The organism is Glycomyces algeriensis (assembly GCF_027622855.1).
GTDB classification, from domain to species: Bacteria; Actinomycetota; Actinomycetes; order Mycobacteriales; family Micromonosporaceae; genus Glycomyces; species Glycomyces algeriensis.
In genome coordinates, this window is the sequence record NZ_JAPZVR010000015.1 from 52,578 (window position 1) to 78,410 (window position 25,833).

26 protein-coding genes and 1 pseudogene are annotated in these 25,833 nt (G+C 71.5%); 13 read left to right on the forward strand and 14 right to left on the reverse strand.

Translation table 11 applies throughout. From position 1 onward, the window contains the following. The first annotated feature begins 203 nt into the window (after nucleotides 1–203). A complete protein-coding gene (locus O2L52_RS20775) occupies nucleotides 204–668 on the forward strand; it encodes a DUF2871 domain-containing protein (protein WP_270117932.1) in 465 nt (154 codons plus the stop codon). A gap of 68 nt (nucleotides 669–736) precedes the next feature. Here O2L52_RS20775 and O2L52_RS20780 read toward each other — a convergent pair whose 3' ends face one another. Further along, the gene (locus O2L52_RS20780; RefSeq protein WP_270117934.1) at nucleotides 737–1,663 is read right to left on the reverse strand and encodes an NADP-dependent oxidoreductase; all 927 of its coding nucleotides are present in this window, start codon (nucleotides 1,661–1,663) and stop codon (nucleotides 737–739) included. Between the two features lie 212 nt (nucleotides 1,664–1,875). Here O2L52_RS20780 and O2L52_RS20785 point away from each other — a divergent pair, with 212 nt between their 5' ends. Further along, a complete protein-coding gene (locus O2L52_RS20785; protein ID WP_270117935.1) occupies nucleotides 1,876–2,490 on the forward strand; it encodes a cellulose binding domain-containing protein in 615 nt (204 codons plus the stop codon). A gap of 4 nt (nucleotides 2,491–2,494) precedes the next feature. On the opposite strand, the gene O2L52_RS25505 is transcribed toward O2L52_RS20785, so the two are convergent. The 4 genes and pseudogenes from O2L52_RS25505 to O2L52_RS20805 form a co-directional block, all read right to left on the reverse strand. Then, nucleotides 2,495–2,965, reverse strand: coding sequence for an OsmC family protein (locus tag O2L52_RS25505; RefSeq protein WP_344471193.1), 471 nt, complete (start codon nucleotides 2,963–2,965; stop codon nucleotides 2,495–2,497). A 199-nt stretch (nucleotides 2,966–3,164) separates the two neighbouring features. Continuing rightward, nucleotides 3,165–4,151, reverse strand: a pseudogene (locus O2L52_RS20795) (winged helix DNA-binding domain-containing protein); the annotation flags it as partial. 5 nt (nucleotides 4,152–4,156) lie between these two features. Then, nucleotides 4,157–4,981 (reverse strand): NAD(P)H-binding protein, encoded by an 825-nt coding sequence (locus O2L52_RS20800; protein WP_270117939.1) that lies wholly within the window; start codon nucleotides 4,979–4,981, stop codon nucleotides 4,157–4,159. A 157-nt stretch (nucleotides 4,982–5,138) separates the two neighbouring features. Next, nucleotides 5,139–5,567 carry an SRPBCC family protein gene (locus O2L52_RS20805; RefSeq protein ID WP_270117940.1) on the reverse strand — a complete coding sequence of 143 codons (429 nt, stop codon included), beginning with the start codon at nucleotides 5,565–5,567 and terminating at the stop codon, nucleotides 5,139–5,141. A 429-nt stretch (nucleotides 5,568–5,996) separates the two neighbouring features. Between O2L52_RS20805 and O2L52_RS20810 the strand changes: the two genes are divergently transcribed. Beyond that, complete coding sequence (locus O2L52_RS20810) at nucleotides 5,997–6,578, forward strand: pyridoxamine 5'-phosphate oxidase family protein (protein WP_270117942.1); 582 nt, start codon at nucleotides 5,997–5,999, stop codon at nucleotides 6,576–6,578. Nucleotides 6,579–6,624: 46 nt separating this feature from the next. Here O2L52_RS20810 and O2L52_RS20815 read toward each other — a convergent pair whose 3' ends face one another. Then, nucleotides 6,625–7,761 carry an FAD-dependent monooxygenase gene (locus O2L52_RS20815; RefSeq protein ID WP_270117943.1) on the reverse strand — a complete coding sequence of 379 codons (1,137 nt, stop codon included), beginning with the start codon at nucleotides 7,759–7,761 and terminating at the stop codon, nucleotides 6,625–6,627. Nucleotides 7,762–7,921: 160 nt separating this feature from the next. On the opposite strand from O2L52_RS20815, the gene O2L52_RS20820 reads away from it, so the two are divergent. Together O2L52_RS20820 and O2L52_RS20825 are read left to right on the forward strand one after the other, a co-directional pair. Next, nucleotides 7,922–8,866 (forward strand): GntR family transcriptional regulator, encoded by a 945-nt coding sequence (locus O2L52_RS20820; protein ID WP_270117945.1) that lies wholly within the window; start codon nucleotides 7,922–7,924, stop codon nucleotides 8,864–8,866. A gap of 29 nt (nucleotides 8,867–8,895) precedes the next feature. Further along, on the forward strand, nucleotides 8,896–10,083 hold the full coding sequence (locus tag O2L52_RS20825; protein WP_270117946.1) for an FAD-dependent oxidoreductase: 1,188 nt from the start codon (nucleotides 8,896–8,898) through the stop codon (nucleotides 10,081–10,083). A gap of 138 nt (nucleotides 10,084–10,221) precedes the next feature. Here the strand turns inward: O2L52_RS20825 and O2L52_RS20830 are convergent, their stop codons facing one another. Further along, nucleotides 10,222–10,815: a TetR/AcrR family transcriptional regulator gene (locus O2L52_RS20830; RefSeq protein WP_270117947.1), complete on the reverse strand. Its 594-nt coding sequence runs from the start codon at nucleotides 10,813–10,815 to the stop codon at nucleotides 10,222–10,224. Between the two features lie 87 nt (nucleotides 10,816–10,902). Here O2L52_RS20830 and O2L52_RS20835 point away from each other — a divergent pair, with 87 nt between their 5' ends. The 4 genes from O2L52_RS20835 (at nucleotide 10,903) to O2L52_RS20850 (ending at nucleotide 14,402) form a co-directional block, all read left to right on the forward strand. Further along, entirely contained in the window at nucleotides 10,903–11,826 is a 924-nt protein-coding gene (locus O2L52_RS20835) for an NAD-dependent epimerase/dehydratase family protein (RefSeq protein WP_270117949.1), read from the forward strand. A 74-nt stretch (nucleotides 11,827–11,900) separates the two neighbouring features. Next, the gene (locus O2L52_RS20840) at nucleotides 11,901–12,215 is read left to right on the forward strand and encodes a DUF4190 domain-containing protein (protein ID WP_270117951.1); all 315 of its coding nucleotides are present in this window, start codon (nucleotides 11,901–11,903) and stop codon (nucleotides 12,213–12,215) included. A gap of 40 nt (nucleotides 12,216–12,255) precedes the next feature. Further along, nucleotides 12,256–13,398 (forward strand): trypsin-like serine peptidase, encoded by a 1,143-nt coding sequence (locus O2L52_RS20845; protein WP_270117952.1) that lies wholly within the window; start codon nucleotides 12,256–12,258, stop codon nucleotides 13,396–13,398. A gap of 11 nt (nucleotides 13,399–13,409) precedes the next feature. Beyond that, the gene (locus tag O2L52_RS20850; protein WP_270117953.1) at nucleotides 13,410–14,402 is read left to right on the forward strand and encodes a hypothetical protein; all 993 of its coding nucleotides are present in this window, start codon (nucleotides 13,410–13,412) and stop codon (nucleotides 14,400–14,402) included. Nucleotides 14,403–14,461: 59 nt separating this feature from the next. On the opposite strand, the gene O2L52_RS20855 is transcribed toward O2L52_RS20850, so the two are convergent. The 4 genes from O2L52_RS20855 to O2L52_RS20870 all read right to left on the reverse strand — a co-directional run bounded on the left by O2L52_RS20855 (nucleotide 14,462) and on the right by O2L52_RS20870 (nucleotide 17,306). Then, nucleotides 14,462–15,163, reverse strand: coding sequence for a polysaccharide deacetylase family protein (locus tag O2L52_RS20855; RefSeq protein WP_270117954.1), 702 nt, complete (start codon nucleotides 15,161–15,163; stop codon nucleotides 14,462–14,464). A gap of 98 nt (nucleotides 15,164–15,261) precedes the next feature. After that, nucleotides 15,262–16,053 (reverse strand): pyrroline-5-carboxylate reductase, encoded by a 792-nt coding sequence (gene proC, locus O2L52_RS20860; protein ID WP_270117955.1) that lies wholly within the window; start codon nucleotides 16,051–16,053, stop codon nucleotides 15,262–15,264. A gap of 216 nt (nucleotides 16,054–16,269) precedes the next feature. Beyond that, nucleotides 16,270–16,761, reverse strand: a complete 492-nt coding sequence (locus O2L52_RS20865) for a DUF1990 family protein (protein ID WP_270117956.1) — start codon at nucleotides 16,759–16,761, stop codon at nucleotides 16,270–16,272. A 2-nt stretch (nucleotides 16,762–16,763) separates the two neighbouring features. Further along, nucleotides 16,764–17,306, reverse strand: a complete 543-nt coding sequence (locus tag O2L52_RS20870) for a GNAT family N-acetyltransferase (RefSeq protein WP_270117958.1) — start codon at nucleotides 17,304–17,306, stop codon at nucleotides 16,764–16,766. Between the two features lie 152 nt (nucleotides 17,307–17,458). Here O2L52_RS20870 and O2L52_RS20875 point away from each other — a divergent pair, with 152 nt between their 5' ends. Together O2L52_RS20875 and O2L52_RS20880 are read left to right on the forward strand one after the other, a co-directional pair. Next, the gene (locus O2L52_RS20875; RefSeq protein ID WP_270117960.1) at nucleotides 17,459–19,552 is read left to right on the forward strand and encodes a vWA domain-containing protein; all 2,094 of its coding nucleotides are present in this window, start codon (nucleotides 17,459–17,461) and stop codon (nucleotides 19,550–19,552) included. Next, the gene (locus tag O2L52_RS20880; protein WP_270117962.1) at nucleotides 19,545–20,948 is read left to right on the forward strand and encodes an extracellular solute-binding protein; all 1,404 of its coding nucleotides are present in this window, start codon (nucleotides 19,545–19,547) and stop codon (nucleotides 20,946–20,948) included. Before O2L52_RS20875 ends, O2L52_RS20880 begins: the two co-directional genes overlap by 8 nt. Nucleotides 20,949–21,002: 54 nt before the next feature. On the opposite strand, the gene O2L52_RS20885 is transcribed toward O2L52_RS20880, so the two are convergent. Together O2L52_RS20885 and O2L52_RS20890 are read right to left on the reverse strand one after the other, a co-directional pair. Beyond that, nucleotides 21,003–21,518: a GNAT family N-acetyltransferase gene (locus O2L52_RS20885; protein WP_270117964.1), complete on the reverse strand. Its 516-nt coding sequence runs from the start codon at nucleotides 21,516–21,518 to the stop codon at nucleotides 21,003–21,005. A gap of 40 nt (nucleotides 21,519–21,558) precedes the next feature. Beyond that, nucleotides 21,559–22,560 (reverse strand): hypothetical protein, encoded by a 1,002-nt coding sequence (locus tag O2L52_RS20890; protein ID WP_270117966.1) that lies wholly within the window; start codon nucleotides 22,558–22,560, stop codon nucleotides 21,559–21,561. 326 nt (nucleotides 22,561–22,886) lie between these two features. Between O2L52_RS20890 and O2L52_RS20895 the strand changes: the two genes are divergently transcribed. Together O2L52_RS20895 and O2L52_RS20900 are read left to right on the forward strand one after the other, a co-directional pair. Beyond that, nucleotides 22,887–23,969 (forward strand): sensor histidine kinase, encoded by a 1,083-nt coding sequence (locus O2L52_RS20895; protein WP_270117967.1) that lies wholly within the window; start codon nucleotides 22,887–22,889, stop codon nucleotides 23,967–23,969. Then, nucleotides 23,966–24,637: a response regulator transcription factor gene (locus O2L52_RS20900; protein WP_270117969.1), complete on the forward strand. Its 672-nt coding sequence runs from the start codon at nucleotides 23,966–23,968 to the stop codon at nucleotides 24,635–24,637. The genes O2L52_RS20895 and O2L52_RS20900 overlap by 4 nt, the downstream gene beginning before the upstream one ends. Before the next feature lie 202 nt (nucleotides 24,638–24,839). Here O2L52_RS20900 and O2L52_RS20905 read toward each other — a convergent pair whose 3' ends face one another. Next, nucleotides 24,840–25,541 (reverse strand): class I SAM-dependent methyltransferase, encoded by a 702-nt coding sequence (locus O2L52_RS20905; RefSeq protein ID WP_270117971.1) that lies wholly within the window; start codon nucleotides 25,539–25,541, stop codon nucleotides 24,840–24,842. Nucleotides 25,542–25,833 lie beyond the last annotated feature (292 nt).

Here is a 25,833-nt window from a genome sequence, read left to right on the forward strand (position 1 = left end):
GACCGCGGAGGGGCCGATGCATACCGGTGTTGTATGCATCGGCCCCGACAACGCAGCGAGCGGGCGAATGGGCCGGATAACGACCGGTCTGATGCACAGGACAGGCCCTAAGCCCGAGGCGGTGCGGTGTCGCGAGGCGCTACGGTGGCCTCGCGACATCCGCATCACCCGCCCCACCGGTGACCGATCCCCCGAGGTGCCAAGTGAAACTGCTCTTCCACACCGCCAACGTCTACATGATCCTGGGCCTGGTCAGCGGCCTGTACTACCGCGAGCTCACCCACCTCAGCGACTTCGAGGGCGAGACGCGCCTGAGCGTCGTCCACACCCACCTGCTCGCGCTCGGCATGCTGTTCTTCCTCATCGCGCTCGCGCTCGAGAAGGTCTTCGCCCTCAGCGAGAGCCGCCTCTTCAAGTGGTTCTACTGGGTCTACAACGGCGGCCTGGCCCTCACGGTGGCCGTGCTGATCCTGCGCGGGACCCTCACGGTCCTCGACGCCGAGCCGACCGGCGCCGCCGACTCCGCGCTCGCCGGCATCGCCGGATTCGGGCACATCGTGCTGACCGTCGGCCTGATCCTGTTCTTCCACACCATCGAGAAGCGCATCAAGGCCGAGCAGCGGCCCGACGAGGCCGCCGAGGCCGAGCCCGAGCCCGCCGCGGCCTAGACACGAGCCCAGCCCGAATACGAAGTCGGGGCCGGAGGCATGCGCCTCCGGCCCAGACTTCGTTCGGACTATTCGATGAGGAGCACGGTCTTGCCGCGCGACTTGCCCGCCTTCAAGCGCGCCAAGGCCTCCGCGGCCCCTTCCAGCGGCACCTCGTAGTCGATGCGCAGCCGCAGCTGCCCGTGCTCGACCGCCTCAGCGAGGGACTTGAGCGTCGCCGGCCGGGCGTTCGCGTAGAGGTTCGCGCCGCGCAGGCCGCGCGTGGCGAGCACTTCGTCGTCGACCGCGCCGTTGGAGGAGACGATCACCCCGTTCGGCTTGAGCAGGGCCGCGATCGGCTCGATCTCGCCGGGACCGGAGATGAGGTCCACAATGGCGTCGATGCCGTCGGGGTGGGCGAGGCGCACCTGGTCGGTGGTGGGCCCCTGCGTGAAGTCCACGGTCTCGGCCGCGCCGAGCTCGCGCAGGTACACGGCGGTGTCGGGGTCGGTCGTGCCGATGACGCGGACGCCCTGCGCGGCGGCGAGCTGCACCGCGGCCTGGCCGACGCCGCCCGAAGCGCCGTTGACGAGCAGCGTGCAGCCGGGGCCGATCCCGGTGCCCTCCACGAAGTCGTGCGCCGCGGCGCCGGCGGTCGGCAGGGCCGCCGCGGTGGCGAACGAGAGGCCCGCGGGCATACGGGCGAGCTTGGCGGCCTTGGCGACCGCGTACTCCGCGTAGGAGCCCCGGCCGTGCTGGACGTCCATGAACTGGCCGAAGACCCGCTCGCCCGGCTCGAAGTCCGCGCCCTCGCCGACCCGCTCCACCGTGCCCGCGCCGTCGGAGCCGAGCACGAGCGGGAAGGCGTGCTCGACCGATCCGCGCATCGCGCCTTCGATGACCTTGAAGTCGAACGGGTTCACCCCCGCCGCGGCCAGGCGCACCAGCACCTCGCCGGGGCCCGGCTCGGGGACGGGCAGATCGGCGACGCCCGGTTCGGCGTCGAAATCGGTCACAACAACGGCATGCATGGACAACCCTTCCGTTCGGCCCGAATCTACACCGGTCCACGAGTGCGGTTCAGGCGTTCAGGCCTGCACGGCGGGCCCGGTGCACCGCGTTCGAGTACGCTGCACCCTGGCGCTGCACCCGGCGCAGCACAATAGAGCCCCGCGCGCCCCGCGGGCGCGAGCCCCCGCACAACCCGATCCTGCCCGAGGAGTGCCCCATGTCCTCATGGATGAACCGCGCCGTCCGCCGCGGGCGCATCCACGGCCGCCTCATGCTCGTCCTCGTCGCGGTCGTCGTCCTCGCCTCGGCCGCCGCGATCTGGCAGTTCAGCACGCTCCGCGACGGCCACGACCCCGACCTCGCCCGGTTCGACGACGAGGAGACGACCACCGAGAGCAGCGCGGCCGCCGCCGAGACCCCGGCGAGCAGCGCCCCGGCGCCGGCCTCCCCCACCGTCTCTGCGTCACCGACCGAGGCGGCCTCGAGCAGCGCCGCCCCGAGCGCACCGGCGCCGACCACCGAAGCCGTCGTCAGCGGCCCGCAGTGCACGGCTACCCTGACCCTCGACAACGAGTGGGGCGAGTCCGTCTCGGTCACGGTGACCGTCGCCGGCACCGGCACCGAACCGGTCGACGGGTGGGAGGTCCTGATCGGGATCGAGCACCTGAGCGTGACCGCGACCTGGGGCATCACCCACATCGAGGGCGAACGCTACGGCGACATCCTGTTCAACGCGGCCATCGACCCCGGCGACAGCGTCGACGCCAGCTTCCAGGCCGACGTGCAGGGAGACTACGAGATCCCCGCGACGGTGCCCTGCACGCCGGTCTGAGCGTTCATCCGATGTGGATGGTCGCGCGGTGGTGGACCGGGAAGTTCACCGAGTTCGCGATGAAGCAGTCCTTGCTCGCGTCGTGGTGCAGCGCCATCGCCCGGTCGGCCTTCTCGGGGTCGGCGATCGTGACGACCGGAGCGAGCGTCACCGAACTGAAGCGCCCGCCGTGCCCGTCCTCGGCCATGGTGCCGGTCGCGGTGTCCTCGTAGGCCGTGACGACCAGCCGCTCACGCGCGCACAGCGACAGGTACGTGAGCATGTGGCAGTCGGCGAGGCTGGCGACCAGCAGCTCCTCGGGGTTCCAGCGCTCGGGCTGGCCGCGGAACGCGGGGTCGGCGCTGGCCCGGATCACCGGCTTGCCGGCGGCGATGAGGTCGTGGTCGCGCCCGTAGGCGCGGTAGTTCGCGGTGCCTTCGCCGGTGTTGCCGGTCCAGCGCATCGTGATCTCGTAGTGGTGCTCGCGGCCGCTCATGGCGGGCTCCTTCCGGTGCGGGGGCGGGGCGTGGCCGAAATCGTAACCGAGGGGCGAGCAGTTCCGTGCGGCCTGCGGGAAGCCGCGGCCACCAGTGGCGGTAGCGGGAGTAGGCGTCGGGGTCGCGGTCGGCGAGGAGCGCGGCGAGCGCTGCGGCTTCGGCGGCGAGCCCGGTCCAGTCGTCGTCGGTGAGCGGCCGGAACGCGGTGGCCTCGATGCCTGCGGGGGTGGTGCGCCAGACGCCGGCGGCGCGGCCGTCGACGAGGATCATCGGGAGGACGTCGCCGTTGCTGCGGATCACGTGGGCGCGCAGGTCGGCGGGGATGGTGCGGCTGCGGTCGTGGTAGGCGAGGAAGACGTTGTCCCACATGGCCATCAGGCGCGGCGGCGCAGGCGTCTCGGGGTCGGGGATCGGGGCTTCAGGGAGGTCGTAGAGGGTTTCGCCCTGCGGGCCTTCGTGTTGGCGGAGCTGCCCGCCGAGGGCTTTGACGGCCTGCTTGACCCGGCCGCGCTGGACCATCGCGAACTGGGCGACGTCCGGGACCGTCGCGGGGCCGAATCCGGCGAGGTAGCGCAGGACCAGGTCCGCGAGCGCCCGGTCGGCGGCGTCGCGGTCGCCGAGCGCGGGCAGGTCCCGCGGGGCGAGGTAGGCGACCTTCTCGTTGAACCGCCACGGGCCGCCGAGCGGGACGCGCAGCAGCGGCGCGTACTGGCGGATGCCAGGCCAGGCGGCCTTCGCGGTGTCGGGGCCGAGCGTTTCGGCGAGACGGGCTTCGCAGTCGCGGGCCGTGCGGGTCTCGGCGGTGAAGGCGAGCATGTCGCCGCAGTGGCGGGCGGCCTCGGCCGCGGTGATGCCGGCTTCAGTGATGCGGCTGCCGAGTTTCGCGGCGTAGAGGGAGGGCTCGGTGGCCTCGCGGAACGGCCGGTAGTCCGCGGCGGCGACGGCGTGGAGGGTCATGCGGATCGGGTTGCCGCGCACCAGGTCGAATGCGGTGAAGGCGGCGTCGAGGTCGGCCGGGTCGAAGCCCTCGACGCGGTTCCACAGTCCGATGTAGGGGGACGCGGGCGACTGGGCCTGGACGGCGACGGCGGCGCGGACGGCGCCGACCACGTCGTTCGGCCGGCGCCGCAGGAGGGACTGCCGGTCGAGGGTCGCGCGGTTGAGGTGGTCGGCGGTGAGCTGCATGGGCGTCAGCGTCGCAGGTACTCGGCGAAGGTCATCGGGGGCGTCCCGGTGAGCCGCTCGACGTCGCCGGGCGCGGTGGCGAAGCGGGCCTCGCGCACGGAGCGGAACATGCTGGCGTAAGCCTCGATGAGCCATTCGGGCTCGCCGTCCGCGGCGAGGCGGGCGCGGTAGTCGGCGTCGTCGATCGGCTGGTAGCGCAAGGGTTTTCCGAGTGCCGCGGTCACGGCGGCGGCGATCTGGTCGCCGGTGAGGGCTTCGGGTCCGGTGAGGTCGACGACGCCTTCGAGGCGGGCGGTAGCGGCGGCGGCCAGCGCGCGAGAGACGTCCTCGCGGGCGACGAAGGAGGTGCCGGGGGCGCCGTCGCCGAGGGGCAGGACGAGTTCGCCGGTCGCCGTTGCGGTCTCGAGCCACGTGTCGGCGAAGAAGTCGGCGAAGACGCCAGTGCGGGCGAGGCAGTGGGGGCGGTCGGCGAGGAGCGCTTCGGTCTCGCGGTGGCCGGGCGCGTAGTAGAAGCGCGTGTCCGGGGCGATGTCGATGATGCTCGTGTAGACGATGTGGACGTCCGGGGCGCAGGCGGCGATGACGTTGCGGTGGTGCCGGGCCATGGTCTCGGCGATGCCGTCGCTGGAGACCATCACGAGCGTGTCGAGGCCGCGGAGCGCCTCGGCCAGGGAGGCGGGGTCGTCGTAGTCGGCGCGGCGGGCGGTGACCCCGGGCGGGAGGGCCTCGGGTCGCCGGGCGAGGGCGACGAGGTCGTCCCGTCCGGCGGCGCGGAGGTGGCGGATGACGCCCGAGCCTACGCCTCCGGTCGCGCCGGTGATGCCGATCATGTTGGCTCCGTTCAAGGTTCGGCCCCGGTCGCTGGTGCGGCCGGGGCGGGTGGGACTCCTATTGTGCCTGGTGCGAACGGCGGGGAGTCGAACGGAGGTGCGGTCAGGCGCGTCGGGGCCGGCTCCTGGCGGACCGGCCCCGGCGCCTCCGCGGGGATCAGGCTTTCGCGAGGTAGGCGATGCAGGAGTCGAGCAGCATCTGGCTGCCCTCCTTCGCCATGTCGTGCTCCTCCTTGGTGGCGCAGGTCTGCGAGATGGTGAGGCGGGTGCGGTCCTCGCCGAGGTCGACCAGGTCGAGGCGCATGACCTCTTCGCCGCCGCCGGGAGTGTCCATGCCCATGACGAGCAGTTCGTGCTCCTCGACCTCGATGTAGCGGCCGGTGATCGGGAACTCCTGGCCGTCGGGGGTGACGACGGTGGAGGCGTAGCGGCCGTTCGGCGTCGCGTCGAGGGACACCGAGCCCGGCTTCGAGTAGCTCCAGGCCTCGTACGGCTTCTCCTCGGTCCAGGCGGCCCAGACGGCGGCGATGGGCGCGTCGGCTTCGGCGGTGAGGGTGTAGGTGAGGCCGGTGTCGTTGGTGCTCATTGCGGTGCTCCTTGGTTCGTGTCGTTCGGTGTTATGCCCGTTAAGACGCCGCGGCCGCGCCGGATTCATCGCCGCCGCGAAAAGAATTCTCGGGTCCTCGGCGGGTGGCGCGCGTCTGGGAGAATCTGAGCCATGGACGTCGAGATCACCTTGACATCCTCTCCGCCCTGAAGACGGGGATTCCCGGCTTTCGGGCGGCCGCTACAGCAGCCCGGCTACGGGTGGGTTCCTCGTTCTTCCCTCACGGGGTTTCGGAGTCTGCCAGGTCTCCCTGGTCTGACGTCTCCTCCAGAGGTGCTCGGAGATCACGGTCTAGCTCCTCGCCGACCTGGGGACCGCCCGGCCACCGGGAACCCGCTTGGTCCTGCGCCGGGGCGGGCGTAGGTTCGGAGCCGGAGAGTCCACAGACCGGGAGTCGAGGTTCGAGCAATGGGAAAAACGTATCCGGCGATCAGCGGCCGCCTGCGCGAGTTCATCGAGGCGCAGCCGGTGTACTTCGTGGCGTCCGCGCCCCTCGCCGAGGACGGCCACGTCAACCTCTCCCCCAAGGGCCACAACGGTTCACTTCAAGTGCTTGACGAGCAGACCGTGGCGTACCTCGACTTCGGCGGCTCCCACGCCGAGACCCACGCGCACCTGCGCGAGAACGGCCGCATCACCCTCATGTGGTGCGCCTTCTCCGGGCCGCCCAATATCGTGCGCGTCCACGGCACCGGCGAGGCCGTCTACCGCGACGACCCGCGCTTCGCGGAGCTGATCCCCCGCTTCGCCGAGGCGGACGGTCCGGGCGTGCGGGCCGTCATCGTGGTGCGCGCCAAGCTCATCACCGACACCTGCGGGTACGCCGTGCCGATCATGGAGTACCGCGAGGAGCGGCCGCTGCTGCGCCAGTTCCTGGGACGCAAGAGCGACGACGAGTTCGCCGCGTACTGCGAGTCCAAGGAGCACAACGCGACCAGCCTCGACGGCCTCCTCGCGCTACCGCTGCCCCTGCCCGCCCGCAAGGACTGAGCGCGCCGAAGGGCCGCACCGGAACCGGTGCGGCCCTTCGCGGCGCCTAGTCGACGAGCGCGTCCAGGTCGACGGCGTTCTTCGCCTCGTCCGTGCGCGCGGTCCGCACCTCCGGGGGCGTCTCCTGCGGGTCCAGGAGCGCCAGCGCCTGGTTGACCTCCACGAAGGGGCGCATCCGCCGCTCGTAGCGGGCGAACGCCAGTTCGTGGTCGCCGGTGCGGCCGAGTTCGAGGGCGAGGACGTACGCGCCGACGAGGGCGAGGCTGGTGCCCTGGCCCGAGATGGGCGCGGCGCAGTGGGCGGCGTCCCCGATGAGCGTCACGCGCCCCGCTGACCAGGTGTCCATGCGGATCTGGGCCATGGCGTCGAAGTAGAAGTCGTCGGCCTTCCACATGCGCTCGAGGAAGCCCGGGACCTCCCAGCCGAAGCCGGTCACGTGGTCGGCGACGAGCTGCTTCTGCGCCTGGACGTCCCGGTAGTCGTACTCGATCGGGTCGGAGCCGAAGCCGAGGTAGATGCGCAGTTCGGCGTTGTCGCGGACGGTCATGACCGCGCCGCCGGTGATGCCGTCGTTGAACCAGGTCTGCCATTTGTCGAGGCCGAGGTAGTTCTCCTGGCTGAAGACGCCGAGGTAGGTGCCGAGGTGGTTGAGGTAGTCGGATTCGGGGCCGAAGGCGAGCTTGCGGGTGTTGGAGTGGAGGCCGTCCGCGCCCACGACGAGGTCGAAGCGGCGGGGCGCGGCGCGCTCGAACTCCACGGTCACGCCGTCGGCCTCCTGGTGGAGGGCGGTGATGGAGTCGTCGAAGAGGTACTCGATCCCTTGGGTCCGCTCGTGGACGAGGTCGACGAGGTCCTCGCGGAGGATCTCGATGTCGTCGGAGTCCAGGCTGCCGGAGGAGAGTGCGAACTCCTCGGAGCGGAAGACCTCGTTGCCTTCGGGATCGAGCATGCTCATGCCGTTGGTGTGGTTCTTGAGCGCGTTGGCGCGGTCTTCGAGGCCCATGCGGCGCAGCACCTGGAGGGCGGCGCCGCGGACGTCGACGGCCTGGCCGCCGCGGCGCAGCCGCGGGGCACGCTCCACGACGACGGGGGTGAGGCCCTGCTCGCGGAGCCAGTAGGCGAGGGCGGTGCCGGCGATGCTGGAGCCGGAGATCAGAACGGTGCGGTTGCTGGCGGCGGTCATGGGGTTCCTCCGGGTACGTTGTACTGGGTTGACTGGGACTACCGTATGGAAACCGGCCCTGACCTGCAAATACGCCTCCGAACTGCCCTAGTACAGATGGCGTTCCGGGGGTGGGGTGCGGCTAGGATCTGTCGTAGTACAGATCAGAGGGAGGGCCGCCGTGGCCGAGTCGACCGAGCCGCCGTACGTGCGCATCGCCGCCGAGCTGAGCAGGCGCATCGCCGACCGGGAGCTGGCTCCGGGCGACAAGGTGCCGTCCACGCGGCAGGTCGCCCAAGAATTCGGTGTGGCGCTGGCCACAGCGACGAAGGCGCTGGACGTGCTCCGCGCCGAGGGCCTGGTGATCACGCGCCCGCGCTCGGGCACAGTGGTCGCGCCGCGGCGCGCCGCCAAGGGCGGCGAGGCCGCGGAACTGACCCGGGAGCGGCTGCTCGCGGAGGCGATCGAGATCGCCGACGGCGAAGGGCTGGAAGCGGTCTCGATGCGGGCGGTGGCCAGCCGGTGCGGGGTGGCGCCGATGTCGCTGTACCGGTTCGTGGAGGACAAGGACGAGCTGGTGGCCGCGATGGCGGACACGGTCTACGGCTCCGCGCCGTTCGACCGCGACCCGGGCGCGCCGTGGCGGTCCCAAGTGGAGTCGCTGGCGCGGGAGCTTTGGCGGCTGCACCGCGCCCACCCCTGGCTCGGGCGGACCCAGCCGCTCACCCGGCCCCTGCCGCTGCCGAACATCATCCGGCTCGGGGACCGCCTGCTCGGCGCGCTCGAGGAGCTGGGACTGCCGCCGAAACTGCTCATGGACGTGCATGTGCTGCTGTTCAGCCATATCGTGGGCCTGGCCGGGAACTTCGAGGCCGAGGACGAGGCGGCTTCGGAGACCGGTCTGTCCTCTGAGGAGTGGACCGATCTCCAGTACCTGCCGCGGACCGGCGACTCGGCGTTCATGGTCGACGTACCGCACTTCGCCAAGCTCTTCGGTGAGCTCGGTGCACTGCCAGGGGGGTACGACCTCGACCTCGACGGCCTCTTCGAGCTGGGTCTAGGCCTGCTCCTCGACGGCGTCGAGGCCCTGGCCGCGCGCCTGAAGACCGCGCGACCGGACGCCTAGCGGGTCCTGAACACCGAAGGAGCGCCACCATGAGCAGGAACATCACCACCGCGGCCGTCATCGGCGGCGGCATCGCCGGGCCCGTCGCCGCGGCGGCCCTGCGCCTCGCCGGCATCGAGGCCACCGTGTACGAGGCGTACCCGGCCGACGCGCCCGGCGCCGGCGGCACCCTCGCGCTCGCCCCCAACGGGCAGCGGGCCCTGGAGCACATCGGCGCGGCCGCGCCGCTCGACGCGGTCGGCTACCCGATCCACCGCACGGACATGACCATCGGCAACCGCAAGCGGTTCACCATCCCGAGCCTGCCGGACGTCGGGCCGCTGCGCCTCCTCCACCGCGCGGAGCTGCACCGGGTCCTGCGGGAGCGGGCCGCAGCGCTCGGCGTCCGCTTCGAGCACGGCAAACGCCTTGCGGACGTGCGGGAACGCCCCGAATCGGTCACGGCCGAGTTCGCGGACGGCACCGAGGCCGAAGCGGACCTCCTCATCGGCTGCGACGGCGTCCACTCCACCGTCCGCGGCCTGATCGACCCCGCCAACCCCGGGCCGAAGTACACCGGGATGATCGGCTTCGAGGCCGGTACCGACCACGACGCGCCCACCCCGCCCGGCCTGATGACCTTCGCGTTCGGCAGGCGCGGCTACTACCTGTACTGGGCGCGCCCCAGCGGCGGCGCCCGGTGGGGCGTCAACCTCCCGATGCCGCATCCGCTGCCCGCCAAGGAACTCCGCCAGACCTCCAATGAGGAGTGGATGGCGCGGCTGCTCGAGGTCTACGGCGAGGACGACCCCGGCGCCCGGCTGCTGCGGGCCACCGCGCCCCAGGACCTGCAGATCAGCGGGTCCCTGTACCTCATGCCGAAGGTCCCCTCATGGCACCGCGGCCGCATGGTCCTCGTCGGCGACGCCGTGCACGCCCCTTCGAACAGCTCCGGGCAGGGCGCCTCGCTCGCGATCGAGAGCGCGATCGAACTCGCCCGGTGCCTGCGCGACCTCCCCTACGAGCGCGCGCTCCCCGCGTACGAGGCGCTGCGCCGCTCCAGAGTGGAGCGCATCGCCGCGGGCGCGGCGAGGTCGAACGCCGTCAAGGCCCCCGGTCCGTTCGCGCAGGCGCTCATGCCGCTCATCATGCCGCTGTTCATCAAGACCGTGATGAACCCGGAGAAGACCCTCGGCCCGGCGCAGCGCCACCGCATCGACTGGGACGCCACGGCCTGAGCGCACCACCCTCCGAGTACGGCACGGCATGCGGAAGGCGGGGCCGCTTCGCGTTCGCGGGGCGGCCCGGTGTCCACGGGGGCGGCATTGGCCTGGGATGAGAAGCCGGTGTCGGGGCGGTAGCAGCCGGCCCCTTGGTCAGACGGACAACCCCTTCACGAGCGAGTCGAAGGCGCGCCGCCAGTGGGCGTCCGCCTCGGCCCTGTCGCCGAGGGCGCCGCGCAGTTCGAGGCTGCACAGGCCGTGGGCCATGGCGTTGAGCTGCACGGCGATCGGATAGGCGCCGAGATCGGCGAAGACTCCGGCGTCGATGCACCGCCCGCAGGCCTCCACCAGGGCGTCGAACGTGGGCCGAATGCGCTCGGCCACTTCGGCGTCGGGCTGGAACTCCGGCACCGGGCGGCCGAACATGAGCTCGTACAGGTGCGGGTTGGCGCGGGCGTTGGCCTGGTAGGCGTCGCCGAGCGCGAGCAGGTCAGCCAGCGGGTCGCCGGTGCGCGGCACCGCCGCGAACGCGGCCGTGAGCCGGTCGAACCCCTCCAGGAACATCTCCCGCACCAGACCCGCCTTGTCGCCGAAGAGGCTGTAGACGGCGGTGGTCGAGGTGCCGGTCTCCTGCGCGACCCGCCTGGTGCTCAAGGCGGCCGGTCCCGCTTCGGCGAGCAGCCGCCCGCCCGCGTCGATGAGTTCGCGCCGCAGCGTCTCGTAATCGCGTTTCCTTGGTCGGGCCATGTTGACAAGCGTATCGTAACGTGGTTACATAACAGTGTTACTAAACATCGAGGCAGCGCTGCCGAACACCAAGACCAGGAGCACCCCATGTCTGACCTCAACGTCGTCCTCGGCGCCACCGGAGCCATCGGCAAAGCCGTCGTCGCCGAGCTCACCGCCCGCGGCCGCGAAGTGCGCGCCGTCAGCCGCAATGCCGAAGGCCCGCAAGGCTTCCGCGCGGATATCACCACCGCCGACGGCGCCGCCGCGGCCTGCGAGGGCGCGGCCGTGGTCTACCAGTGCGCGCAGCCGCCCTACGCCGAGTGGGCCCAGGAGTTCGTCGGCCTCACCGACACCGTCCTCACCGCGGTCGAGAAGTCCGGGGCGCGGCTCGTCATGGCCGACAACATGTACATGTACGGGCCCGTCGAAGGGCACCTCCACGAGGGCCTGCCGAACGCCGCCGCGTTCCCGAAGGGCCGGGCCCGCGCCCGGGTCGCCGAGATGATCCTCAACGCCCACAAGGAGGGCCGGGTCAGCGCGAGCATCGGCCGCGCCTCCGACTACTTCGGACCCGGAGGCCTCAACACCACCCTCGGCCCGCAGATCTTCGCCGCCGCGGCCGCAGGCAAGACCGCCCGCTGGATGGGCGAGCCGAACGAGCCGCACACCGTCTCCTACCTGCCCGACGTCGCCGCCGGACTCGTCACCCTCGGCGAGCACCCGAAGGCCGACGGGTACGCCTGGCACCTGCCGGTCGCGCCGCCGACCACCGGCGCCGAGTTCCTGGAACTCGTCTGGCGGGCCGCCGGCGGGAAGCCCAAGAGCGCCGCGGTCGGCCGCGGCATGCAGCGCCTCATCGGCGCGTTCAACCCGATCGTCAAGGAACTCGGCGAGACCTGGTACCAGCGCGACCGCGCCTGGATCGTCGACGACACCGCCTTCCGCGCCGCCTTCCCCGATCACGTCCAGGTCACCCCGCTCGACCAGGCGATCGCCACCACCGTGGCCTGGTTCCAACGGCAGGGCTGATTCCCCCGAAACCGCTCAGACCGCCCGAACCGCTCCGTAGACTGCGCACACTCACCGTCTGCATTGGAGGGGTCATGACGCAGGAGTACGGACCGGGCGCGCAGGTCAACATGCCCAGAGAGATGAACGGACTCGCCATCGGCGCGTTCGTGCTCTCCATCGTCGGGCTCTGCAGCCCGCTGGGCATCCTCGCCCTCATCCTCGGCTACGTCGCCAAGAGCCAGATCAAGTCCCGCAACAACTCCGGCAGCGGCCTCGCCACCACGGCGATCATCCTGGGCTGGCTCTCCATCATCGTGATCCTCGCGTTCGTCGTCGCACTGGCCGTCGGCGGCTGGGACACCTGGTCGGACCGCATGGAGGACTACAAGAACGACTACGACAACTGACGGGCGAGACCGCAGCCACGCGACGACGGAAGAGGTCCCTTTGCAGGCCAGACGCACACTCGCCCGAGCCACCGCCACCGCCCTCACGGCCGCCGCCGCCCTCGCCTGGGCACCGCACGCCGCCCCGGCCGCCGAGCCGCCGCAGTACCGGGCCGACCAGATCGGCCAGCGCGAGCCCGCCGACATCGCGCTCGCCCCGGGCGCCGCGCAGACGGTCGCGCACCCGGAGGCGGCGTTCATCAAGGTCCGCTTCGACCGGGTCGAGCTCGGCCCGCAGGACACGCTCACCGTCGCGAGCCCGGACGGCACTGAGTCCTATGTATATGGTGCCTCCGACGTCGAGGACGGCGGGCTGTGGGCGCTCTCGATCGAGGGCGAATCCGCGGCGGTCCGGCTCGACGACGCCGAAGACGGCACGGCCGCAACGGCGCACATCGCCGAGTACTCGCGGGGGCTCAACGAGGCCGAGCTCGCGAGCCGCCCGGGCGCGGCCCGGGAGGAGAGCATCTGCGGACGCGACGACTCGCTCCACGCCGTCTGCTACCAGGAGACCGACCCGGCCGCGTACGGCGCGAGCCGCTCTGCCGCGCGCCTCCTCATCGGCGGCGAGTCGTACTGCACCGGCTGGATCGCCGGGAACGACCGGCTCATGACGAACAACCACTGCTTCAATTCGAGCGCCAAAGCGCGTGTGACCGAGGTGCAGTTCGGGTACGAGTGCATCAGCTGCGCGGGCGGCACGATTCGGACGCCGGTGAAAGTGAGCGGTGCCGAAGTCCTCGTCACGGACTGGGACCTGGACTTCACGCTCTTCACCGTGTCCGAGCCGGAGCGGATCGCGCACCTGCCCGCGCTGGAGGTCAGCGCGACGCCGGTGGGTCTGTACGACAAGATCTTCATCCCCGAGCACCCCGGCGGGGGGCCGCTGCGGATCGCGTCGGCCAGTTCGTCCGAGCCTGCCGGGCTCGGCTCGAACTGCATGGTCGGCGACGTGCGCCGCAGCGGGCGCGCCCCGGGGACGGACTTCGCGTACCGGTGCGACACCGAGGGCGGGTCGTCGGGTTCGCCGGTGATCAGCCGCGCGACCGGCCAGGTCGTGGGCATCCACCACTTCGGAGGGTGCCCCAACCAGGCCGTGCGGATGGACCTGATCCACCCGCTGATAGCGCCCTATCTGAACTGAACGGAGCTGACGTGAGCGAGGAGACGACCGACGCCGCGGAGGAGCCCGAACCGCGGCGGCGCAAGGGCGTATGGCACGTGGTCCGCTGGGTCCTCGCCGCTCTCGCGTGCGTGCTCGCGGTCGTGGCCGTCACCGGATCGGTGGCGGCCTACTACGCGCGGCTCGAGCTGCTCGACACGGACCGGTTCACCGAGCGGACCGCCGTGATCGCGGAGGACGAGCAGGTGCAGGCCGGGATCTCGGCGCTCATCGCCCGCGAGATCGAGCAGGCGCTGGACGTGGAGCAGATCTCGGCCGAGGCGAACGCGTGGATCGGCGCCGAGACGGCGCCGGCGCTCGTCGAGTCGCTGGTGGCTTCGGCGGTCGAGACCCTGAAGGGCTACATCCAGAACGAGGTCGACGCGTTCGTGGCGAGCCCGGAGTTCCTGGAGGTGTGGGACACGGCGGTGCGCGAGGCGCACAGCTCGCTCGTCTCGGCGCTCGAGGGCGAGAACGCGGGGGCGATCCAGGCGGAGGGGAACACCCTCACGCTCGACCTGGGGAAGGTCGTGGCGGTCGTCAAGGAGCGGATGGTCGAGGCGGACGTGGCGCTCGCCGAGGACATCCCGGCGGTGGAGGCCGACTACGTGCTGCTCGACTCGGAGCAGGTGCCGGAGCTGCAGCGCACGGTGGACCGGCTGGAGTGGGCGGCGACCTGGCTGCCGTGGATCGCGGTGGGGCTCCTGCTGGTCGGGTTGATCCTGATGCCGCGCCGCTGGGTGGCGGTGCTCGTGGTGGGCGCGCTCGCGGCGGTGCTCGCGGGTGCGGCGCTGTGGGCGGTCGCCGAAGGGCGGCCGATCTTCATCGAGAACGCGGGCGATGCGGCGTTCGCGCCGATCACCTACGACGCGTTCACCAGCGGGCTGCGCTCGACGTACACGCTGATGCTGTGGGTCGGGGCGGCGCTGGCGGTGGTGGCGCTCGTAGTGCTGTTCCTGCGCCGCAGGCGCGCAGAGGCCCAGTAACGAATCTCGGCCGCTCTCCCTTGCGAGGCAAGGGAGAGCGGCCGTGTCGTTTCGGTTCCTTAAGGGGTGGGGCTGCACTTCGGGGTGATGCCGAACTTGTAGCCCTTCGCGGCCAGCTGCGGGAGCGCGATTTCGAGGGCCTCTACGGTCTGCGAGCGGTCGCCGCCGCCGTCGTGCATGAGCACCACGTCGCCGGGGGTGGCCCCGAGCAGGACGTTGACGATCGCGTCGACGCCCGGCCGGTCCCAGTCCCTGGTGTCCTCGTTCCACAGCTGCCGCTGCAGGCCTGCGGCGGTGATCGCCTGGTTGACCGTGGTGTTGTGGGCCCCGTAGGGCGGGCGGAAGCAGTTCACCTCGGCGCCGTGGCTCTCGAGCAGGTTCTGGGTGCGGCCGATCTGCGAGTCCATCTGGGCGCGGGTCAGGGTGGTCATGTCCGGGTGGTCCCAGGTGTGGTTGCCGAGCGTGTGGCCGCCGTCCAGGATCGCGTCCACGCGGGCGGGGTCGCGCTGGGCGTTCTGGCCGAGGAGGAAGAAGGTCGCCTTCGCGTTGTTCGCCTCTAGGACCTCGAGGATGTCGTCGGTGTAGGCGCCGCCGGGGCCGTCGTCGAAGGTCAGGAAGATCTGGCCGTTCCAGGGGTCGTCCGCCGCGGCGGGTGCGGGGGCGCTCGCCGGGGCGGCGTCCTGGGCGTTGGCGGGGGCGGCGAGGAGGAGGGAGGCGGCGATCGCAGCAGCGGCGACCACCGAGAGGCGAAGAAGGTTCATCCACTCATCGTGGCGTGTCGCGCTTTGTCGCGCAACGAGGGAGATCTCACGTAAGTCGCTTGTGTACCAAGACAACCAACCGGCGAGGCCGGAGCGTATCAGCCGCCGGGGAGTTCCCCGCCGCGCTGGGCGGCGGCGGCGACGGCGGCCCGGATCGCCTCGTCCACATTCGACTCGTCGAGGGAGGTCAGGGCGGCTTCGGTGGTCCCTCCGGGCGTGGCGATCCGCTCCAGGAGCGCGGCGGGCGGCTCGTCCGAGTCCTGCAGGTGCAGGCACGCGCCGAGCAGCATCTGGTCGACCAGGACGCGGGCGTCGACCGGGTCCATGCCGCCGTCCACGGCGGCGTTCGTCATCGAGTCGGCGAGGTAGTACAGGAACGCCGGGCCCGAACCGGCAACGGCCGTAACGAGATTCATCATGGACTCTTCGGCGATCACGGTGACCCCGATGCGGTCGAACAGGTCCTCGATCTCGGTCAGGTCGGTGCCCTCGGGGGCGGCCAGCGCGGTGGCCGCCCGGCGGGCGCGCGCGGCGATGTTGGTCATCGCGCGGACGGCCGTGATGCCGGCGGGGAGGCGCTCGGCGAGCCTGGCGAGGGGCACACCGGCGGCGAGGGAGACGACGACCGCGTCGGGCGAGAGGGAGGGGCCGATCGCGGAGAGCAGGGGGCCGACTGCGACGGGCGGGACGGCGATGATCACGACGTCCGCGTCGGCGACGGCACTGGGATTGTCGGTGCCGACCTCGACGCCGTACGCGTCGGCCAGGCGGGCGGCGCGGTCGGCGGGCAGGGCGGTGGCCCAGATCTGGGCGGGCGGCAGTCCGGAGTCGATCAGCCCGGCGAGGACCGCCTCGCCGAGATGGCCCACGCCGAGCAGCGCGATGTCCATGTCCTCACCTCCGTGTCAGCGCTCCACTGTCCGAAATCTACGGGCCGGGCCTCCCGGGGACCGGGAATCGGGGGAAATGCCGCTTACGCGGCTTTCTCAGGTGGCGCTTGCAAATCGTACGTGTGTGCTATCGGCGAGGTTAGCGAGCCCTGAATGCGCGCTCGCCGCGACGCTGCCGATCCGTGAGTTTGCGCTCTCGGCGACGCTCGCGAGCCGTCAGCGCGAACTGCAGGCGTCGCGCATGGTGTCCATGAAATGGTCGGTGGCGCGCGACTGCAGGAACCGGGCGACCGGCGCCCCGAGTCGCGCGGCGGTGGTGCCGGGCACGGAGAAGGACCGCAGGGAGAAGCGGACGCGGCCGTCGATCGCCTCGAGGAGGAACCCGGCCTCGCCGCGTTCGGGGTGGCCGGGCATGGAGCCGTAGCCGAACCCGGTGCGGCCGGGTGTTTCCTCGGCCCACACGACCTGGCACGGGATGCGCAGGACCCCGGCGAAGCGGAGCGTGACCTCGACTCCGGGGGCGGCGCGGTCGGCGGTCGACTCGGGGTGGAGGCCGCACCGTTCGTGCAGGCCCCAGGTCATGAGCACTTCAGCGGCCTCTGCGAAGGGCGCGTCGAGGTCGACCGAGCGGAGGAGGTGGCGGTAGCCGGGCGGGAGCGGCCCGGCACGGGTCGCGCCGGCCTCGGGGTAGTTGACCTTGAACTCCACGGTCAGTCCACCGCCGTGCCCGCGGCGAGGGCGGGGTTGAGGACCTGGAAGAGCAGGTGGTCCTGCCACCTCCCGGCGATCTTGAGGTACGCGGGGGCCATGCCGATCGGCTCGAAGCCGTTGCGCTGCAGCACCTTCTGCGAGGCGTGGTTGTCGACGAGGGTCTCCGCCTGGACCCGCAGGAGCCCCAGGTCCTCGAACGCGATCCGCTTCGCGAGCCGCACGGCCTCGGTCGCGACGCCGCGCCCGGCGGCGGACTTCGCGACCCAGTAGCCGGTGCTGCACGAGCGGAAGTACGGGCCGCGCACGATCGAGTTGAGGAAGATCTGGCCCGCGACCCGTCCGTCGTCCTCGATCGCATAAGTGAGGCCGGTGCCGGCCTCGGCGCGGGCGAACGCGGCCTCGATCGCCTCGCGCACGCCCGCGGCGGTGTACGAGGCCTCGCCCCTCTCGGGTTCCCAGGGCGCGAGGTGGTCCCGGCTCTCGCGTCGCAGCGCCGCGATCGGCTCCGCGTCCTCGAGCGCGATGGGGCGAATGGTGATCATGGTTTGATTCTGCCGCGTCGCGGACGCGCCGGGGGTACGGGTGCGGACATCGACCGACCCCGATGGGAGCGCGGTTGCGGCATACTGAGTCTGCAACCATTCGGAACCACCCTCGGACCACACCCCTCAGCGACACGGCAACGGAGCCACCAGTGCCCGCAGCAGTACCCGACCGGACCGAACCGAACGACACACCTGAAGCACCGCAACCGGACTCGACCGGACCGAAGCACAAGGCCGAAACGGACGAGGGCGCCATCGCGCGCGCGGTCGCCGATGCGATCCGGCGGGCCGCGCCCGCGATCACCGGCATCGGGGTGCTCCTGCTCTGCCTCGAACTCCTCATCGGAGCGGTCCCGCCCGCGTGGCGCACCGTGCTCATCATCATCGGCATCGCACTCGCGGCCGGCTCCTGGCTGTGGGACCTGCTCTATCCGAGCAACGGGAAGCGCCGCCGGATGGTCGCCGTGATCGTGGGTGTCAGCGTGTTCTTCCTGGTCGTCGGCTACATCCTGAACCCGGCGGGGAGCCGGATGCTGGATCGGCTCGTCGACTGCGCCGACCCGGTCGAACTCACCGTGCTGACGCCGGTGGACGGCGCCGCCGGATTCGCGAAGGCCATCGCCGACTTCAACCGCGCGAACGTGGACGACAACAAGTGCCGCGAGGCGAACGTGACCGCCTACAGCGCACCCTGGCCGCAGGTCGAGCAGGCGATGGCCGAGGGCTGGAAGCTCTCCAGCGAGGATGGTGATGAGAACGAGGAGAGCGAGGAGGACGAGGAGGACGAGGAGTCCACGCAGTTCGAGTCGCTGCGCGACGTCGGGCCCCGCCCCCACTTCTGGATCGCCGAATCGCGGACCCAGGTCGAGCTCGCCTACAAGCAGATCGACGCCTCCGAACTCAACTACGAGGTCTTCGAGACCGACGACGCCGCGCCGATCGGCCGCACCCCGCTGGTCCTGGCCGTGCCGTCCAAGGCGCTCGGCGACGGGTTCAACGGCGACGAGCGGACCACCGAGCGGCCCCTGGCCGACCTCATCACCGAGCTCGACGAATCCCTGGGCACCCCGGTCCTCAGGTCGGACCCAGCCGTGGCCACTTCGAGTCTGCTGTTCCTGCGCGCGCTCTACGGCCCGGACGCCGAGCCCAGCGCCGCGGGCACCCGTGTGGACAAGCTGCTCGCCGACATGGCCGCCTCCGAGGGCTACGCCGCATCCACCAGCGACACCGACCTGCTCTGCGACCTCGCCCGCACCCAGGGCGCGAACCCCGAGGTCGCGGTGCTCACCACCGAGGCGGCGCTCGCCCGCTACAACAATGGCGACTCGCTCGGCAACGGCTGTGCGCTCACCGAGACCGGCCGCTCCGGATTCGCCCCGGTCTACGGCACCCACTTCGGCTCGCTCGACTACCAGGGCGTGTACCTCGGATGGGACAGCCACATGGAAAAGGAGCGCATGGAGGTCGCCGACAAGCTGCAGGCCTGGCTCGCGGGCCGGGACGACCGCTGGAACCCCACGCAGATGGGCATACGCGACGAGCACTACAACGGCGGCAGTATCGAAGGGGGCGACGAGTTCGAAACCGCGTTCGAGGTCCAGGCCGATCCGATCAGCGCCGGCGAGTTGGAGGACCTGCGGGACGTCTACGGCGACAACCGGCTCCCCACCACCGTGCTGCTCGCCATCGACCACTCGGGCACCATGAACACGCCTGTGAGCGGCGGGCGGACCCGCTTCGAGCTCGCTGCCGACGGCGTCGCGACAGCGCTGCAGTACCTCGGCGCAAATACAGAGGACCAGGCAGCACTGTGGACGTTCCCAGGTCCGGGCAGCGAGCCGCACGATGTCGTGTTCGGCATGACCGCCGACCCCGGCGACGACGCGGCCGGGATGCTCGCCGCCACCGCCCCCACCTCCGGAGTCGACCTGCACCAGACCGTGGTCGACGGTATCGCCGAGCTCGACGCCGCCGGCAGCACCGAAGGGAATAACGCCATGGTGGTGCTCACCGACGGGGACGACACCGACACCTCCGCGACCACAGTGGAGGATGTGGAGGCGGCGCTCGACGACTCGGAGGCGCACCTGTACCTGATCGCGGTGGGCGAGGTCTCCTGCCGATCCGCGAACTTCGCGAACCTGGTCGTGGACACCCGCGTCACCTGCCTGGAAGCCGAGGAGGAGCAGATCACCGTGACGTTCGACAGCCTGTTCAACCAGTTGTGGAGCGGCAATGACTGACAAGAAACCGCTCCGCAGGACGGTGGCCCGCCGCACCTTGTTCGAGGCGGTCGGCGGGTTCCTCGCCGCCGGCGCGATCGGCGGCGCCTACATGCTCGGAAAGCGCGAACCCGGCAGCGATTGGGAGAACCTCCACGGTGAGCGACTGCAGCTCTGGGCCTCCCAGGACGCGACCGCCAACGGACAGCGCCGGCTCCTCATCGACCAGTGGAACGCCTGGCACGACGGTCACCAGGTGGAGATGGTGGAGCTGCCGCCCATCGCCGACCTGCAGTACAGCGCGATCCACGCCGCGCTCCAGGCCAAGGACGAAGGCGTCGACATCGTGGACCTCGACGTGCCCTGGATAACCGAGTTCGCCGCGGCCGGCCACCTGGTGCCCTTCGACGACCGCGACGCCAAGGGGTTCCTCGAACACCCCTTGGCAGCCGGAAAGGTCGAGGGCGGACTCTACGCACTGCCGTTCAACACCAACGTGGGCATGCTCTACTACCGCAGGGGCGACAAGTCCGACCACGCGAACGGCATCCTCACCGCCGACGAGGCCGACTCCCTCCGAACCTGGGACGACCTGGCCGACGCCATCAGTACGATCCTCACCAGCGGGAACAATTTCCGCGGCGGCATCGCCATGCAACTGGCTTCCTATGAGGGCTTCACCGTCAACGTCTGGGAATACCTGCTGGCCAACGGGATCGAACTCAATGACAAAGAAGCCGGCACGATCGACTTCCGAGGGAACGAGGCCCGCACCCTGCTCGGCGACCTCGCCCGGAGCCTTCACGAACAGGTGGAGACGGGCAAGTACCTGATCCTTCCGGATGCACTGCAGCACAACGAGGACGAGTCCCTAGCCGCGTTCCAGAACGGAGACGTCCCGTTCCTGCGGCACTGGCCGCAGGCGATCCGGACCCTGGAGTGCGGGGCGTTCACCGGAGAGGCCGCGTCCACTGCGTTCAAGGTCGGCGTCGTGCCGATGCCCGGCGGGGTGCTCGGCGGCGGGAGCCTCGCGGTGAGCGCGTACTCCCAGCGCAAGCAGGTCTCCCGGGACCTCGTCAGGTTCCTGACCGGCCCCGCGAGCCAGCAGCTGCTGTTCGAGCGCGGCGGCTTCGCGGCCACCCGGCACGAGCCGTACTTCGACGCGATGGCCCAGATAGAGAACGGCATCCCGGCCTCGGGCAGCGACTGCGAGTCCGTGGGCGGACCGCGGAGCGAGGCCGAGGCGCTTTACCGGGCGCTCACCGCCGGCGAACCCGGCCAGCGGCCCAGAGAGCGGCGCTACACGCAGTTCAGCCGCGCGTTCCGCGATTTCCTGCACCCCAGGCTCAGCCAGGACGGCGCCCCCGAACTGGACGACCTCGCTTCGCTCCTTGAGAAGGCCCTCGAAGGCAAGTGAACGCCTAGGGGCTTTTTGGGCCGGGCAGCGGCCGGCGGGGTCGCTCAGACACCCCTAGTCCCGCAGGTCGAGGGTGTACCAGTCCAGGACCCGGCCGTCGGGTTCGCTGCGGCGCTGCAGGAACGCGAAACCCGCCCGGGCCGCGACGGCCGCCGAGCGGGTGTTCGCCGGTTCGCAGCGGATGACCGCCTCCTTGCAGCCGATCGCCGCCGCGTACGAGCAGGCGAGGATCACCGCGCGGGTGGCCAGGCCGCGGCCGCGCCACTGCGCGTACAGCCCGTACGCGAGGTTCGCCTGGCCCTCGCGCAGGTAGTACTGGCCGGTCTGGACTTCCACGGTCCCGGCGAGCGCGAGGTCGTCGCCAACGCGGATGCCGAAGTGGTGGAACGGCCCGCCGTCGCTCCACCACCGGGCGCAGCGCTCCAGGTGGTCGCGCAGGCCCTCCGGGGTCGAGGGGTCCCCGCCGAGCCAGCGCACCAGCTCCTCGTCCTCCCCTGCGTAATGGGCCTCGAAGTCGCCGGGCCCGAGCGGGAGGAGCGTGACCGTGCCGTCGGTGAGCGCCTCGTGCATGCCCTCAGCCTTGCGCAATCCCCGCCCTCCCGCAACGGATTCAGCGGGTGCGGCGCAGCGCGAACCAGCCGAGGACCGCGATGAGGAGCACGGCGGCCGTGTTGTGCCCGTACTTCGCGACCGGGTCGACGTCGCCGATCGGCGTTGCCAGGAACCCGGTGAGCGCCTGCGAGAGCAGCGCGCCGATCGCGATCGCGGTGACCTGGCGGCGGCCCCATGCGGTCGAGCGCGCGAAGTAGGCGGCGGCGAGGCCGGCGGCGCACAGCATCCCTGCGGTGACGGCGACCCAGGCCCAGGTCTCGTACAGCCCGAACGAGAACACCGCGACCGCCGAGGCGGCGACGAGCACCCACAAGGGAGGGATGCGCCGTTCCACGCGGACGGCCTTCCTGCGGCCGAACGCGAGCGCGAGCACGATGAGCAGTGCCGCCACCGCGCCCGCACCCGCGAGTTGGCCGGCCGAGGCGTGGTCGGTCTCGGTCTCGTAGTGCCAGTCCAGGACCATCCAGGCCCCGGCCAGGTACAGCAGCACGGTCACGATCAGCCCGAACGGCCGCAGCCACGGGCGGTCGGCGGACCGGGGCCCGAGGCCCTCGACCACGGCGATCGGGGCGGCGAAGCTCATGATCATGTGCCCGAGCACGAACGTGAGCGCGGTCGAGGCCGCGAATCCGAACGCGGGGATCCAGGTGGGCCCGACCAGCTCCTGCCAGTAGTCGATGCCGCGGTAGTCCTCGGAGAACATCGACTGGTCGATGATCCCGGCCTGCACGACTCCGAGCGCCGCCGCGATCGCGAGCACGGCGCCCCAGCCGAGCCCGAACCGGCGCGCGGCCTCGCGCAGGAGCACCGCCGGGGCGCCGTACAGGGGGATGAAGACGACGAGGCCGGCCAGCAGCGCGAGGGCGTTCCCGGTCGTGTCGTCGTAGCCGACCAGGCTCTCGGCCGCGATCGGCGAGAGCACGAGGAGCGCGAGCACCAGGAGCAGCCGGACCGGGCCGACCCGCTGCGGCGCATCGAGGGAGGTGGTGGTGGTTTCCATGCCTTCGACGCTATGGGCCGGGGCGGGCCCGGCGCATCGGCGATCGGTCGCGACCGGCCCGTCCAAGGCATCGCATCGCGGGGCTCGGGGCGCGACCGAGGGATCGCGCGGGCCGACGAAAGTATCGGATCGGGCGGCGAAGCTCGCCGCGGGCGGTGCGGGACGGATAGGTTCGGGCGCATGAACGGCGAGCGAGATAGTGCCTGTGCGGTGAATCCGGGTGAGTCGATATCCGAGTGCGCCCCGACAATGCGGCGAGCGGCCGAATGCGCCGGATAGCGGCCGTCAGGGCTCACCGCACCGGCCCTGGGCGCGGCGCGCGCGGTGTGGCGGTGGACCTGGGCGTGTTCGCCGTCGGCGTGTTCACCTACCTGTTCATCGCCGGGGAGCGACTGGGCGCCGAGATGCCTTCGCCGCCTTGGCTGTTCGACCTCGACATGGCCACCGGGCTGCTCGCGCTGCCGCTGCTGTGGCTGCGGCGGCGCTGGCCCGTGCAGGCGGCCGTGCCGCTCGTCATCGCCTCGACCTACTCCGAGACCATCGCGTTCCCGCTGCTGGTGATGCTGTACGCGGTGGTCGTGCGGCGGCCCCTGCGCACCGCGGCGTGGGTGTACGCCGCGTCGCTCGTGGCGGCGGGCGTCTACATCGTCATCAGGCCCGATGAGATGCCGCTGGCGGGGTCGATCGGGTTCGCGCTGTCGCTGCACGCGGCCGTCGCCGGCTGGGGCCTGTTCTCGCGGTACCGGCGCCAACTGGAGGCCCGTGCGGCCCAGGCGGAGCAGGACGAGCGCGAGGGGGCCCGCCAGCGGGCGCGCGACGAGCTCGCCCGCGAACTGCACGACATGCTCGGGCACCGGCTCTCGCTGCTGAGCCTGCACGCGGGCGGCATGGAGTACCGGCCCGACGCCCCGGCCGAGGAGCTGGCCCGCGCGGCCGGGGTCGTGCGCGAGCAGTCCACGCTGGCGATGCGCGACCTGCGGGAGATCATCGCGATCCTGCGCGCGCCGATCGGCGAACTGCCGCAACCGCGCATGGCGGACCTGCACGCGCTCGTGGAGGAGGCCCGGCCCGCGATGCGGATCGAGCTGGCCGCGGACGTGGACGGGGACGTGCCCGAACGTGCCGGGCGCACCGCCTACCGGATCGTGCAGGAGGCGCTGACCAACGCGCGCAAGCACGCCGAGGACGCACCGGTACAGGTCACTGTGGAGGGACGAGTCGACGACGGGCTCCGCGTCACCGTCGTCAACGGGCCGGGCCGCGATGGCGGACCCGACTCCGCCTCCAGACCTGGCCACGGGCTCATCGGCCTCGAGGAGCGGGCCGCGCTCGCGGGCGGGCGGCTCGAATACGGGGCGACGGCCGACGGCGGCTGGCGGGTGCACGCGTGGCTACCCTGGACCGCATGAGCGAGCTGCCCTCCGTGAAGATCCTCGTCGTGGACGACGACCCGCTGGTGCGCGCCGGACTGCGGATGATCCTCGGCGGCGCCGGGGACCTCGAAGTCGTCGGCGAGGCCGGCAGCGGCACCGAGGTGCCGGCGCTGGTGGCGCGACTTCGGCCCGACGTGGTGCTCATGGACCTGCACATGCCCGGCGTGGACGGCCTGACCGCCACCGAGCGGCTGCGGGCTGCGCCGAACGCGCCGGAGGTCCTGGTGCTCACCGCGTTCGAGGCGGACGGGCACGTGCGGCGGGCGCTGCGCGCCGGCGCGGGCGGATTCCTGCTCAAGGACACGCCGCCGGCCCAGATCGTGGCGGCCGTGCGGCGCGTCGCGGCCGGGGAGCCGGTCCTCTCACCCGAGGTGACACGACGCCTGATCGGCATCGTCGCGGGCGGCGCCCCGGTGGACCGCCGCGGTGAGGCGCGGGAACGCTTGGGCGCGTTGAACAACCGCGAGACCGAGGTCGCCGTGGAGGTCGGACGGGGCAGCTCGAACGCGGAGATCGCGGCGGCGCTGCACCTGAGCGTGCCCACGGTGAAGACGCACGTCTCCGCCGCGCTGAGCAAGCTGGGGCTCAACAACCGGGTGCAGCTGGCGCTGCTCGTCCACGACGCGGGGCTCGCGGACCGGTAGTCCGGCGCTAATGGGTGTTTGAGAAGTCCCGGCGAGTCGGTATCCGAGTCCATTCGTTCGCTCGCAATGCCGATCGACGGCTCGCAAGCTTCGCCGAGACCGCGGAGGGGCCACTGCATACCGGTTGAATGCAGGGGTCCTGACAACGCAGCGAGCGGGCGAATGGGCCGGATAGCGACCGGCGGGGTTTCTCAAACACCCTTTAGGCCTCCGGTCGGCGCAGGCGCATCGCGAGGAACGACGGCCGGGCGTTGAGCTTCGCGAACGCCTCGGGGTCCACGGCCTCGAGTTCGGGGACCGGGCGGGGCTCGACCAGCCGCTCGATCGCGAAGCCCGCGGCGAGGAGTTCGCCGATGAAGACCTCGATCGTCATGCGCTGGAAGTGGATCGGCGGCAGGCCCTCGCGCACGTGCAGGTCGACCCACTCCTGCGAGAAGTACGAGTCGCCGAAGTGCCGCCAGTCGGCGGCCGGGTGCGTGGTCGAGACCAGGAACCGCCCGCCGGGCTTGAGCACGCGGCGGACCTCGGCGAGGAAGCCGGCGCGGTCGCGCAGGTGGTGGATGACGAGGGCGCTGAGCACCATGTCGAACGAGGCGTCCGCGGCGAAGTCGAGCGGCCGCTCCAGATCGTGCACGAGCAGGTCGGCGCGGTCGCCGACGAGGGTCTGGGCGTGGGCGACGAGCTCGGCGCTGCCGTCGACGCCCACCACGGTCGCGCCGCGGTCCAGGAGCGCGGCCGCGTACAGGCCTGCGCCGCAACCGAGGTCGAGCACTCGGTGCCCTGCGACGTCGCCGGCGAGGGCGAGCATCGCGGGCCGGTCGGTGTAGGCGTTGTACGCGCCGGTGGCCGCGTGCGCGGCGAAGGCGTCGCCGAGCGCGCCGTGGTAAGCGGTGTCCCGAGGCATCGGCCCAGTATCCAGGGATCGGGGGGCGCGGCGCCACTGGTTTCGGCTGCGTTCGGCAGTGGCGCAAGGGCACCGGAAAATGTGACGAGGAGATCGTCCAACCATTGAAAAAAGAGTGTCGCGGGACCGGGGGCGGCCGGTAGCGTTCACCCGCGCCCGACCCCCACACCCGAAGGCGGCTCCAGATGGCACGCTTCACTCCCCCGCGCGACCCGGGCGGACCCCTTTCGCACCCGAGACCGGCAGTCGCCGTCATCGGATGGCTGTTCCGATCCCAGTGGCGGATGCTCGC